11 protein-coding genes are annotated in these 13,104 nt (G+C 40.1%); 4 read left to right on the top strand and 7 right to left on the bottom strand.

Annotation, left to right across the window (positions count from 1 at the left end; all coding sequences use genetic code 11):
* Nucleotides 1-862: 862 nt before the first annotated feature.
* The 4 genes from PREBIDRAFT_RS07245 to PREBIDRAFT_RS07230 all read right to left on the bottom strand — a co-directional run bounded on the left by PREBIDRAFT_RS07245 (nucleotide 863) and on the right by PREBIDRAFT_RS07230 (nucleotide 7,275).
* Nucleotides 863-4,903: a glycoside hydrolase family 2 TIM barrel-domain containing protein gene (locus tag PREBIDRAFT_RS07245; RefSeq protein WP_004337154.1), complete on the bottom strand. Its 4,041-nt coding sequence runs from the start codon at nucleotides 4,901-4,903 to the stop codon at nucleotides 863-865.
* A 208-nt stretch (nucleotides 4,904-5,111) separates the two neighbouring features.
* On the bottom strand, nucleotides 5,112-5,279 hold the full coding sequence (locus PREBIDRAFT_RS07240) for a DUF362 domain-containing protein (protein WP_004337156.1): 168 nt from the start codon (nucleotides 5,277-5,279) through the stop codon (nucleotides 5,112-5,114).
* 283 nt (nucleotides 5,280-5,562) lie between these two features.
* Complete coding sequence (locus PREBIDRAFT_RS07235; RefSeq protein ID WP_004337158.1) at nucleotides 5,563-6,399, bottom strand: bifunctional metallophosphatase/5'-nucleotidase; 837 nt, start codon at nucleotides 6,397-6,399, stop codon at nucleotides 5,563-5,565.
* 105 nt (nucleotides 6,400-6,504) lie between these two features.
* Nucleotides 6,505-7,275: a 5'-nucleotidase C-terminal domain-containing protein gene (locus PREBIDRAFT_RS07230; protein ID WP_004339567.1), complete on the bottom strand. Its 771-nt coding sequence runs from the start codon at nucleotides 7,273-7,275 to the stop codon at nucleotides 6,505-6,507.
* Between the two features lie 220 nt (nucleotides 7,276-7,495).
* Between PREBIDRAFT_RS07230 and rplS the strand changes: the two genes are divergently transcribed.
* A complete protein-coding gene (rplS, locus tag PREBIDRAFT_RS07225; RefSeq protein WP_004337162.1) occupies nucleotides 7,496-7,855 on the top strand; it encodes a 50S ribosomal protein L19 in 360 nt (119 codons plus the stop codon).
* A 57-nt stretch (nucleotides 7,856-7,912) separates the two neighbouring features.
* On the opposite strand, the gene PREBIDRAFT_RS07220 is transcribed toward rplS, so the two are convergent.
* Both PREBIDRAFT_RS07220 and PREBIDRAFT_RS07215 read right to left on the bottom strand, forming a co-directional pair.
* Nucleotides 7,913-8,197: a hypothetical protein gene (locus PREBIDRAFT_RS07220; RefSeq protein ID WP_004337165.1), complete on the bottom strand. Its 285-nt coding sequence runs from the start codon at nucleotides 8,195-8,197 to the stop codon at nucleotides 7,913-7,915.
* 108 nt (nucleotides 8,198-8,305) lie between these two features.
* Nucleotides 8,306-8,680 carry a RidA family protein gene (locus PREBIDRAFT_RS07215; RefSeq protein ID WP_004337167.1) on the bottom strand — a complete coding sequence of 125 codons (375 nt, stop codon included), beginning with the start codon at nucleotides 8,678-8,680 and terminating at the stop codon, nucleotides 8,306-8,308.
* 148 nt (nucleotides 8,681-8,828) lie between these two features.
* Between PREBIDRAFT_RS07215 and PREBIDRAFT_RS07210 the strand changes: the two genes are divergently transcribed.
* Together PREBIDRAFT_RS07210 and PREBIDRAFT_RS07205 are read left to right on the top strand one after the other, a co-directional pair.
* Entirely contained in the window at nucleotides 8,829-10,010 is a 1,182-nt protein-coding gene (locus PREBIDRAFT_RS07210; RefSeq protein ID WP_004337169.1) for a phosphoribosylaminoimidazolecarboxamide formyltransferase, read from the top strand.
* Between the two features lie 7 nt (nucleotides 10,011-10,017).
* Entirely contained in the window at nucleotides 10,018-10,203 is a 186-nt protein-coding gene (locus PREBIDRAFT_RS07205) for a hypothetical protein (protein ID WP_004337171.1), read from the top strand.
* Nucleotides 10,204-10,448: 245 nt separating this feature from the next.
* Here PREBIDRAFT_RS07205 and PREBIDRAFT_RS07200 read toward each other — a convergent pair whose 3' ends face one another.
* Nucleotides 10,449-11,750, bottom strand: a complete 1,302-nt coding sequence (locus PREBIDRAFT_RS07200; protein ID WP_004339183.1) for an IS1380 family transposase — start codon at nucleotides 11,748-11,750, stop codon at nucleotides 10,449-10,451.
* 145 nt (nucleotides 11,751-11,895) lie between these two features.
* On the opposite strand from PREBIDRAFT_RS07200, the gene PREBIDRAFT_RS07195 reads away from it, so the two are divergent.
* Entirely contained in the window at nucleotides 11,896-13,095 is a 1,200-nt protein-coding gene (locus PREBIDRAFT_RS07195) for an MFS transporter (protein ID WP_004335752.1), read from the top strand.
* Nucleotides 13,096-13,104: the final 9 nt, after the last annotated feature.

Raw genomic sequence — 13,104 nt, 5'->3', positions numbered from 1 at the left:
ACCAATGTTGCAGATGGGGCTAGCGATTTAAGCGTTCCGATTATTGTGTCATATCATATATTCTACATTTAAAATAATAGCTATTGCAAAAATAAAGAATATTGCTTAGATATAGAAACTTTCTATTATCTTTTTTTTTGTATAAAAGGTGCAAGTTTTATAGTTGTTTTCTCTGTAGCTTTATTGTTTATGTATGTTTGATGCTGGCAATCTGCCGCTAGGATAGCTTTCTTTGGGAATGGTGATTGGGGCAAATACTTTTGGAAAATATTTAACACCCTACCAATACATCATCTTTTCCACCTCAAAAGGTGATGTTTTGCCGTGTAAAAGGTGATCTTTTACTCGGTAAAAGGTGATGTTTTGCGTGTTAAAAGATCACCTTTTTATTTCGCACTTTTAAGTAACTGTTAATCAATAGCATACGCTGCCTGCTTATTATGGTTTCGCTCTATTGGTGTAAGTAAAAATAGTTTACGGCTTACTCTTTCCCATTAACCCTTTGCTTCTTATAACCATACTTGCTTTTTTTTTAGCTATAGGTGTAAATGTGGCAGCTTTTATGTAAATTTGCAGCTACTATCAGCATACATAATAATATGGCAAGCAAATATGCTGGAATAAAAAAAAATAACTAAAGCGGGAATGGAAATATGAAAATAATAGAGGAATTGTTGAAAGGGGAAAAGGTGGAATGTGCAAAGATTGCACAATCGCAAAACAAGGGGGCGGGGCATACTCAACTCTCATTTCTCATCTCCCAACTCCCTAGTTTGAGAAAGTGGGGGCTTTGTGCAAAAAAAGAGGATGTGCCTATTTTGACACACCCCCTTATTGTTAAAACTGACTGTCTATATTTATTTTACTCTGCTGCTAATCGGAAAGTATAAACGATAGGTTTTTCTGGAATACAATATTGCTTTAACGTACCTACATCATAGCCACAACTACCATTACCAACACCTCGATCCTCTGCATCAAGATGAAGAAAGACAAATGGACGTGGCTCAATCTGCCACAAATGCCCCGCTTTCATTAAGTCGGTATCCGTATAATGTAATGCCGAGAACGCCATAGGATCGCTTGTCTGAATGCTCAACATACGACCATCGGCACGCCTGAACACAACTTCTCGCATACCTCCACGACGCCCCATACTCTGTGGCTTCACATACTCTTCATTGAAGCCATCAATTGTCGTTGTATAGCGACCGAGATAAACTCCAGCTTTACGATCATTATGATTTTCCCAAGGACCTAAGCCATAGTATTCTGCCGTAACAAAGTCGTTAGAAAGTCGTGCCGACACCCCTGCTCGGCGCAAATCGGCAGTGTGTGGTGTGAGCTTCACTTGAACATCCATAGTCCCTTCCTTACCAAAGGTATAAACGATGGTCTGATCGGCAAGCGAACCCTCACGACTAGTGGTTACCGTTAATAATCCCTTACTATCAACATTCCATGTAACGACAGAAGCCTCGTCATTAAGACCGTTGCTAGTATTTTCAAAACGATCGTTCTCTATCCATCGATGATTATCGAATACGAAACCTGCACTATCACCCTTGATCACTTCTACGCCGCTGAGTGATAACATCACCAAAGCCCCATTCGTCTTATCAAATTTTGCTTCAACTCCATTGCCCGAGATATGTAATCGAGCCTCATCCTCCACGCTCTCAAAAGCTGTCTTAGGTGCTGCTAGAGTGGGCAAAGAAGTGCGGTTGGTTAAAACAAATTGCGCTTGAGAAACAAGGTGCCCAGCCTTTGCCCAAGTTGTATTGTCCGCCAAAGTAAACTTCAAATTGACTATAGCTTCTATATTCTTTTTTATATCCTTCAGCAGCTTTATCTTTGGCAAAGCTATGGTAATATCTATACTATCCCCACTCATCACATTAGGTAATAACTGCTTCGCCGTACCAACTACGTTGCCAGCCTCTAAAGTCTCTACAGAGAGATTGAACTTGTTGAGCGGAAGGAAAGTATATCCATTACGGATACGCACGGTGATAGCATTCTTCTTTGTATCAACATTCAACAATTTAGCCTTGATGTAACGGTAAGCCCCTTTTACTTCTGCCAATTTAGAAGATTCATTACGTGAAGGAGGAAGAATACCGTTACTACAGAAGTTGCCCTGATGAGGTCCGGGAAAATCGTATCCTGTGCGAATGCGTCCTTGCCATGTTCCATTCATAATTTCTTTTGGGTCATAAATGGCTTGATCCACCCAGTCCCAAATAGCTCCACCTATGCAAGAGGGGTTCTTCTCCATAGCTTCCATATACTCGGGTAAGTTTCCTATAGCATTACCCATAGCATGGGCAAATTCACAAACATAGAGCGGTTTGTCAAAACCAGCAGCATATTCATACATCCAAGACATACCCGGATACATCTTTGAATAGAAATCGCTAGAAGCGCCTCCTCCATAATCTTTCCCTCCACGTGTTCCTTCATAGTGGATAGGACGACTATCTATAGCATTTACATGATCATAACAAAAGGCAAAATTTTTACCATTACCCGACTCATTGCCAAGACTCCAAATAACAACAGAAGGGTGGTTACGATCGCGCTTTACCAAACGATCTACACGATCCACAAAAGCAGGTATCCATGACTCCATATCACTGATGCTTTGATTAGCATGATCTTCAAGATCGGCTTCATCAACGGTATATAAGCCATAATAGTCGAACATAGCATACATACGTGCAGCATTAGGATAATGTGAAGTTCTAATATTGTTAATATTATTCTGCTTCATCAACAATACATCTCTCAACATATCTTCCGTTGTTACGGCACGGCCACGGAGTGGATTTGTATCATGGCGGTTAGTACCTTTTAAGAAAAGACGCTTACCATTTATGTACATCATGTTACCACGGATTTGCAAATCGCGGAAACCATAATAGGTGCTGAAAGCCATATCCTCCCCTGCAGTTACATCACGCTGAACAATATGCACTTTATAAAGATTTGGAGTTTCTGCTGTCCATAGATTTATATCATTTACATCAATTGCAAAATTAAGTGTTACCAACGTATCAGTTGGATTAATAACCACAGTTTGCTCGGCTCTACCTAATATTCTACCTTCAATAGTGCGCAAATCAACTTTATAAGCCTTAGTAGCAGAAAGTTGATCACGATTATCAATCTCGAGCTGTACATTCATTTTACCATTACGATAGTTAGAAGCAGGATCAAGCGTTGAAGTGATATAATGGTCGCGAATAGCAATGCGTGGTATATTATATAAGGTAACATCGCGGAAGATACCGCTCATACGGAACATATCTTGGCATTCCAAATAGCTTCCATCGCTCCAGCGGAACACCTGCACAGCTATACGGTTCTTGCCAGAAGTATTTAAGTAAGGAGTAATATCAAACTCTGAAACATTATTAGCACCTTGGGTATAACCCACATACTTACCGTTCAAATATACGAAAGCAGCACTGTAGATACCTCCGAAATGGAGTATTGTTCTTCCAGTGTGCCAGTTGTTTGGAAGAGAGAATGTACGAATATACGATCCTACAGGGTTAATACCATAATTCTTTCCACCATCATTAAAACCTGCACGCGCACGGATAAACGGTGGCATATCTGCATGCGGAAACTCAACATTTGCATAGATAGGGTGATCATACCCCTGCATTTCCCAATTAGACGGTACAGGAATGGTATTCCATGAGGAGTAATCAAAATCGTCTTTATAAAAATTGAGTGGGCGTTCTGAAGGTTGGCTTACAAGATTGAAGTTCCAATCACCATTCAAGGTCATAAAGACTGTACTCTTAGTTACCTTCCAAGGCTGACGATAGTATGCCGTATCTGCCAACATTTCTGCTTCTGTGCGGTAAGGCTGATAAGTGGCTATCGCTTTTTCCTTATTTTCAGCAAAACGACTTTCATCTTCCCAATAGTTAGACGAAACCTTAGGCTTCATCACTTCACGGAAAGTAAACCATGAGTTGTCTCCTGCCTTAGACAGAGAAACACGTTCAAGCTTCCCATTCACAAGGGCATACACCTGATTATGCTTAGTGGGCGATGCTGAAGCTATCTGGAAAATACCTTTTTTACCTTTGACGGGTTTAAAAACAAAGCGAGTGTTATCCCACTTACCAGGCTGTGCTGCCCACTGGACAAGATAGTTAATCGACTTATTATTTCCACCATCGTAAAAGTTTAGTGAATTGAAAGCTCCTATTACAGCACGCTGGTTTACATCGATCATCTTGATATTCCAATATTGCCCCAAGTTTTCCTTGTCAGCTTTCTCTGGCACAATGACCGCATTGTTTCCTGCATTGTTTCCACTACCTAATACAAGACCTTTCTGCTTACCTGCCGTTACAATTTGGTAAGTAATATTCTCGTCAAATCCTTTCACTTCGCTTTCTTTAATAGCAAATTGGGCTTCTAGCTTATGGCTCCATGTTTTTTTATCTTTCAACACAATAGACCCATCGCTTTGACAGACAGCCACTAGTTCTGGACGATTACTAGGAATAAATAAGAAAGACTTACCATTAGGTTCGATCTTCCACAGTTGCGACTCGTCGCTACCGTTATTTTCTGCCGAAGCTATCTGATTATCACTGGTAGCGTTCAAGGCACGGTTAGTAAAAGGATTTATAATACGAAAACTGCCCGACAAACTCGTTATCGTCCATAGATTAGAGTCGTCTGAGAAATTCGGTTGTAAACTAATACTCCATGCTTTAGGAGCAAGAGTAATATTCTTAGTGGGCTGTCCCTGTGGCGAAACCATATAGAGACTGCCACGCCTAAATGTAGGCTGAGCTGCTAGTCCCAAAGCTATGAAACTAACTATCAGCAACAAGATTTGGCGAAAATTGCCTTTCAATAGGAGATTATTCATGATTTGTATTTTCTTTTCTACAAAGATAGCGCAAAAGAGTGAAAAGGCAAAATTCTACTATTAACCTTTGCTATATGAAGTATTTAGATCATCTATTTTAGAAAGAATTATGAATAGAAAGGTGTTATTTTGGGCAAAACCACATAAAAAAAGAGCAAGTTCTTTCGAACTCGCTCTAAATGAATTTTAAACAGTAACAGTGTGTACCTTATGGAAGGCTGATTGCTTCATTAGGACAAACACTAGCGCATGTACCGCACTCTGTGCAAGCATCAGCGTCAATTGAATAGATATCGCCCTCAGAGATAGCCTCTACTGGACACTCATCAATACATGTACCACAAGCGATACAATCGTTACCAATAACGTAAGCCATAATAATTTTATTTTAAAGTTGTTTTATTTCCTATCTCAATAGATATTTAATACCTATTTTTGATGATGCAAAGATATAAATAAAAAGTGTAATACCTAAATTTGATGAGTATAAATGGTAAAATTTAGACTTAATAAAAATAATTCCAAACTTAAAGTATTAGATATATCTTGTTTACACAAGAGTATATTGCGCATTTGTATATCCCATTACAAACAACAATAATAACAAACAGCCGCAAGTATTTCTACTTACGGCTGGTGTTCTCTTAATGATAGAAAAATTATTTTTTCTTCAAATTTACTTCTAGTTTACCTAGATAAATACCCGATTTTCCGTTTTGATCGTTACCAATAAGTCGCCCACTGAGATCCTTCACATATTCTATTTGTGTGAAAAAAGAATGTGAATGTCCGCCAAGCACAAGGTCTAAGCCCTTTGTTCCACGCATAACTTTTTGGTCATCATCACCCTCAATATTCCAACCGAGATGGGACAAACAAATGATTAAATCACATTTTTTTGCCTTTAAAGCATATACCATTTGTTGAGCAGTCTGCACTGGATCTAAGTACTTCAAACTTCCATAGTTTTCTTTTGCTACAAGCCCTTCAAGCTTCGGACTTAATCCAAAGACACCTATCTTCACACCATTGCGCTTTATAATAATGTAAGGTTTCACTATTTTTGCCAATTCAGTGCCAGTAAAGTCGTAATTAGCACAAACGACAGGGAAGTTTGCCATTTTAAACAAACGTGTCATATTGTCCAATCCAAAGTCAAACTCATGATTACCAATCGTTACGGCATCATAGTGCATTCTGTTCATCAATCCTATTTCCACATCCCCTTTGAACATAGTATAATAAGGTGAACCTTGTGAAAAATCGCCACTATCAAACAATAATAAATCTGGATTTTTAGCGCGCTCTTCCTTTAACAAGTTAATACGACGAAGAAAGCCTCCACGACCAGCACGTATTGTATCTGCCATATTAGGATTTAATTCATAAATCTGACTATGCGTATCATTAGTATGTAAGATTATCAACTTCTTGTTTTGTCCGAAAGCTATCATCGCTATTAAAAGCGAGCTAAACAGTAAAATACTTTTTTTCATACTGAATTATAATTGAGCCACTTACGAGGTGGCAAATTCATCTAAATACTATTTCTTAGGCTCAATAATATTAAGCCCTATATAGTTATAACTAAAATTTCTACATTATTTATCTATGCGAATTCTCCCTTCTACTTTAGCGTCTACCACCTTATGCTGAGCAGTCTGTTCCTTAAAGTAGTCCATAATGATAAAGCGAGTATTGTTACTGCTAGCAGTAGGTGCATTCACATTTGTTTTTGCCTTAAAGGCTTCTAGCTTATCATTTCCTTGAGCAAGATAGTCGAGCGTAGCAATACGATAAGATGCCTTAGGATTTATCTGCTTACCATTCAGCATAGCACTCTTTAGCGAATGGTCTCCCGTAAAGACTAACTCTACACCATGACTAACACCCTCGCCACCTGTATGTGCCATTTCATGAAATAATTGTAGCACCTTCTCACCCGACAAGGTTAAAAAGCAAATTTTGTTTTCAAATGGAGCAACATCAAGCACATCGCCATAGGTAACCTTACCACGTGTAAGTGCCGCACGAATACCGCCCATATTGTAAACACCAAAATCTACTTTCTCATCATAACGCTTTGCTCCCCATACCATAATATCGGCAAGCAAGTTTGACAGATCACTTTCAGGACGATGTACTGCCATATCATGCGCAACCTCACCCACAACGGGACCCATAACACTATCCACATGATGCTTATAATTTGCCATAAACAACTGAGCATCTACATCAGGACTTGCATCATATCGATGATCTACAACGAGTCTTGTTCTAGTAATAGTAGACAATTCGTAATGCGTATTAATACAACCAGTGCCCATAAAGAGTACCGACAATCCTAACAAATAAATATGTTTAGTCTTCATTATATTATTTATTTTTCTGTTATATGCAAAGATAAGGAATTTAAGTAAAAATTACAATCTAATTACCTAATAAATAATGGTATAAAGCATAAAAAAGAGATAAGACTTGTAAGGTTCAGAAAAAAACTCTAACTTTGCACCGATTTAGCGTAACCGCTGATTATGGAAGTGTCATGGATTATGTTGCGTTATACAACAAACAATTAAACATTCAATAAAAATGGATTTAATTAAAGTTGCTGAAGAAGCATTTGCTACTGGCAAGCAGTTTCCTGAGTTCAGAGCAGGTGATACTATCACTGTAGCTTACAAAATTATCGAGGGTAACAAGCAGCGTATTCAGCTTTACCGTGGTGTTGTTATCAAGATTTCAGGTCACGGTGAAAAGAAGCGTTTCACTGTTCGCAAGATGTCTGGTACTATAGGTGTAGAGCGTATCTTCCCTATCGAGTCTCCTAACATCGATTCTATCGAAGTGAACAAGCGTGGTAAGGTGCGTCGCGCTAAGCTTTATTATCTACGTAATCTTACAGGTAAGGCTGCACGTATCAAGGAGAAGAGAACTATTATTGCAGGTTAATTCTCCAAGACGCCAAAGAAATAAAAAGTCCGAAACTCCTACGAGCTTCGGACTTTTTTAATCTTTGTAGTTAAGATCGCCATCATTATCACCGTGTAAGGCTTTTACGAGGTCAGTCCAACTTTGGAAACCTGCTAATAAAGCAAGCCGGTCAAGTGTTTTCTGCGAGGGGCGCTCCATTGTAAAGCTCTTATCCCAAATTCTGCGAAGAGACTTCATACTAAGATTGATATTCAGTTTATCAAACTTAGACGACAACTCATTCAACTCACGTCTAACATGCAAGTTGTGAGATGCAAACTTACCAATTTGATCTGTTAGCGTATGAATATTAGCTTTCATATAACTTAAACGAAACGTATAATTTTACGCATACAAAGGTAGATAAAAACAAGGAGATTGAACAAGTATTCAACCTCCTTTTTTCTTCATCGCAAAAAGCTTTTCAAATTAACGAGTAGCTATACATTCTACCTCTACCAAAGCATTCTTTGGTAAGGTCTTTACTGCTACTGCTGAACGAGCTGGGAAAGGCTCACTAAAAAACTGAGCATAAACTTCATTCATTGCAGCAAAGTTATCCATATCTGATAAATAAACCGTTGTCTTTGCTACATTAGATAACTCTAATCCTGCCGAACGAAGTACTTCTTGAGCATTGAGAATTGATTGGCGAGTCTGTTCCTTTACGCCACCTTCAGCAAAAACACCAGTAGCGGGATCAATAGGCAACTGACCACTACAAAAAACAAAACCATTCACTTCAATAGCTTGACTGTAAGGTCCTACTGCTGCAGGAGCCTTGTCTGTGTGTAATACTTTCATATTTAAATTTTAATTGTTAATGATAGAGCAAAGTTACAAAACATTTTTTAATACCCACTATCTTCCAATTCTTTTATCAGGAAGCAAGGAAAATTCTTAGAAAAACTGTAACTTTGCACTTTAACAAAACATATTCCACATAAGCAATATGAAAGAACTAGCACTCAAATACGGATGCAACCCAAATCAGAAGCCTTCCCGCATCTATATGGAAGAAGGCGAACTACCTATCGAAGTACTTAACGGTCGCCCTGGCTACATTAATTTGCTCGACGCCCTTAATAGTTGGCAACTCGTTAAAGAGTTGAAGGCAGCTACAGGCTTACCTGCAGCAGCTTCATTTAAACATGTTAGCCCTGCAGGAGCTGCTGTTGGACTACCATTGTCCGACACATTAAAGAAGATTTACTTTGTTGATGATGTCAACTTTGAGCTAACACCATTGGCTAATGCCTATGCACGTGCTCGTGGAGCCGATCGTATGTGTTCATACGGCGACTTCTGTGCATTAAGTGATACCTGCGATGAGGCTACAGCATTATTGATTAAACGTGAGGTTAGTGATGGTGTTATTGCACCCGACTATACCCCAGAAGCGTTGAAAATTCTTCAGGACAAGCGTAAGGGAACTTATAATGTCCTCAAGATAGATCCTAACTTCATACCTGCACCTATTGAGTGCAAACAAGTATTTGGTGTAACCTTTGAACAAGGTAGAAATGAGGTGAAGCTAGACGACCCCACCCTCTTCGAGAACATTCCTACCAAGGCAAAGAATCTCACTCCAGAAGCCATCCGCAACCTTATTATCGCGCTAATCACACTGAAATATACCCAAAGTAATTCTGTGTGCTATGTGAAGGACGGTCAGGCTATCGGCATTGGTGCTGGTCAGCAAAGTCGTATACACTGTACACGTCTCGCAGGAAACAAGGCTGATGAATGGTGGTTACGCCAATGTCCAAAGGTAATAAACTTACCTTTCAAAGAAAGTATCCGCCGTGCCGATCGTGATAACACTATCAATGTTTATATCTCAGATGAGTACGAGGATGTATTGGCTGATGGTGTTTGGCAGAACCTTTTTACAGAGAAACCAGCCCCATTAACACGTGAAGAGCGTAAGGAATGGATTGCAAAAAACACAGGAGTAGCTCTCGGATCGGATGCTTTCTTCCCATTTGGCGACAACATCGAACGCGCACGCAAGAGTGGCGTAGAGTTTATCGCACAAGCTGGTGGCAGTGTTCGTGATGACAATGTTATCGATACTTGCAATAAGTATGGTATCACTATGGCATTTACGGGTGTGAGATTATTCCATCATTAAAAATAATATGAGCGAAATAGACGAAATAATTGAAGGCGGAATGGTATTCCGCAAAGCTTCAAAACCAAAGGATGACGATGGCAAAATAAGAACAAAAGCAAAGAAAAAGAAGTATATCACAGGTGCGCATGGCTCTGATAGTGCTAAGCAAAAGGCTAAGTATCGACAAGCGAGGGCTAATCGACACAGATAAACTTTCTTTATAATCACAAAGATAAAGAAGAGGACTGCACAGCGCGAAAGCCTGCTTGCCCTCTTCTTTATTGTATACCTTAATTCCGCAGTATTTTTTCTTGTGAGAAAATTTTATATGTTGAGGTGTCTTTTGGGGACTCTATATGTTGATGTGAGGTGCTTTGGTGTTTCTTGGGTCTTTTCTAAGCATAAAATCCCCCACCCAAACCAATGGGGAATATTAAAACCACAAAGAAGTGATGTTTATTCAATGAAGACCTCAAAGTAGTAGGTTTTATTTGTATACAGGTTCAGAACGTGCTGCCTTCCCGTTCTCACCCATTTTGCTGGCACGCTGACAAAATGGAGGATAAAGGCTTTCAGCCTGCTTGTCTTTTTCAATGGCTTGACCTTTTCGCTGATATGACGGACGAGATAGAGATAGAAGTTCTTCAGCATGGCGGTAACCATCATGAAAACCATGTTCTCAGCCATAAAGGAAAAGGGCAGATGTGCCCAGCCGAAGTCATTGTTCTGTATGTCGAAGTTCTTTTCACCCGCTCCACGTTCATTATAAAACGTAATGATGTCCTTCTCGGTAGACACCCAGTCGTTGGTGAGGATACAGCGGTATGTGTATATTACTCCGAACATATCCGTCTGCTCACTGCCATCCTTGCCTTTCAAAGGACTACGCTGTACGACGAGCCTGTATGACTTTCCTTCTATCAAGCTGTCTATGCTGACGGATGTGACATCGCATTTCTCATAGCCAACCTCAACGTCTTTCCATTCCTTCAACTGTTGGAAATTCTCGTAGCGACTGCCGCAGTTGGCAGCACGAATGTAGAACGTGTTGCAGCGCTGCTCTACGGTTTGGATGATTTCCTTTGAGAACGACCCGCAGTCAGCACGGAAACGCTCTATTACCACACCAAGTTCTGAGGTTACACGGTCCATAATGCGACGGAGCGTGTCCTCCTGATGGAATTTCACATTGGTGTTTCCGTCACGGTTCTCACCTCCGACTATGATTCCCCCAATGGAAGCCCAACCAGGAAAATAGCCAAGGTCCTGCTTATAAGAATACTTAGCATCGAACTTGTGGGCTGGAACGAACTGGTGGTCAAAGTCCAGGTCAACATGGCTGCCCACCTTTATAAGCCCCATTCTCCGTATCATCCGTAATAGTAAGGTGTTCAGCTTCTCTGCCGTGTTGAAACTATACGACTTGTCGGAGGTTTCGCTCTTATAAATAATGTTCTCTTCAGCAAGCTCCTTTAGTCCGCGCCCCACAGTGTCGGCACCGGGTAACAGCGTATCAGGTCTCTGCTTGAACTGCCCTATAAGTGCATTGATGTCCTCAAGGCATTCTCCACCACAAAGGTAGCTGAAGAAGAGAGAGCCGAAAATACTTCCATGGCTGAATGCCTTGCCGCTACTTCCACGTTTGCCCAATACGGATTCGGTAAGTTTTTCAAAGCCCAACTTTGAGAAAACGTCCATAATGTGATAAATTCCACCGAAAGAAGTGATATTCTCGTTTTTAATTGCTACCTTTGTCATGTCAGATATTTGCTTACTTGTTATGTTTACAGCACTAAGATAGGTGAAATTTCTGACATATCCAAGTGTTTTGAGAACTTTGTTTCTCAGGCACTTGGAGTTCTTACAAGAATTTATGCTGCGGAATTAAGGGTATATACAAAGTATGACTAACAAGACAAGACTCATCTTAAAAGAAAACGAAGGTATCCCACGTTCGCTACTCATTATGATGGCAATAGTGGCAGGTATCACAGTAGGTAATCTTTATTACAACCAACCCTTATTAGAAATTATAAAGAACGACCTACATACAAGCGAAATCCTAACTAATCTTATCACTGTTATTACGCAGATAGGCTACGCGCTAGGATTGTGCTTTATTGTTCCTATGGGAGATATGTTTAGTCGAAGGACGATTATCACCGTTTGTCTTATCACAGCTACTATTATGTGCCTAACTATTAGTTTTGCCACACATATTTATATAATGTGGGGAGCATCTATTGTTTTAGGTATAGTGTCTATAGTACCGCAACTATTTATCCCCCTTGCAGGACAGTATTCACGCCCTGCACATAAGAGTAGAAATATGGGAGTTGTCCTTTCAGGACTTCTAACAGGTATCCTTGCCTCGCGCGTAATAAGCGGATTTGTGGGTCAATGGCTTTCATGGCGTGCTATGTTTCTAATAGCAGCAGGATTGATGGTGGTATGCTTATGGGCAACGCTCCACTTTCTTCCTTTTACGCAGTGCAACTTTGAGAGGAATTACAAAAATCTCATGTTGTCGGTTGTAAGTATCTTTAGGAAAAGCCCACAAATCCGTTACAATTCTGTCCGTGCAGCATTAGCCTTTGGGGCAATGCTTACCCTATGGTCGTGCCTAGCCTTTCACCTAGCTAATGCGCCCTTCTATGCGAGTAGTAATATGGTGGGAATACTCGGACTGTGTGGTGTAACAGGTGCAGTAGCTGCTAGTGGCGTGGGAAAACTTATTCCTCGCGTTGGTGTGCAGAAGTTTTCTGTTCTAGGAGCGATATTACAACTCTGTGCATGGGCAGTAGCTTACTATTTTGGTGATACTTATATAGGACTCATCGTTGCCATTATTATATGCGACCTCGGAACACAATGTATTCAATTGAGTAACCAAGGGGCTTGTATTCAGGATATACCCAATGCAGCTAACCGTGTGAATACTATCTTTATGACCATCTATTTCATTGGCGGATCATTAGGAACATTCTTTGCAGGATTAGGTTGGAAACACGCAGAATGGACTGGGATTTGCCTTATGGGTAGCATCTTCACTATGCTCTCATTACTTATGTCTGGAATAATAGATTGGAGAAAGAAAAGATAATAAAAAAGA

It is taken from the genome of Prevotella bivia DSM 20514 (assembly GCF_000262545.1).
In the GTDB taxonomy this organism is placed as follows: domain Bacteria; phylum Bacteroidota; class Bacteroidia; order Bacteroidales; family Bacteroidaceae; genus Prevotella; species Prevotella bivia.
The sequence above is the reverse complement of the archived record's forward strand: the minus strand, read 5'-3'. Positions and strand labels throughout refer to the sequence as shown.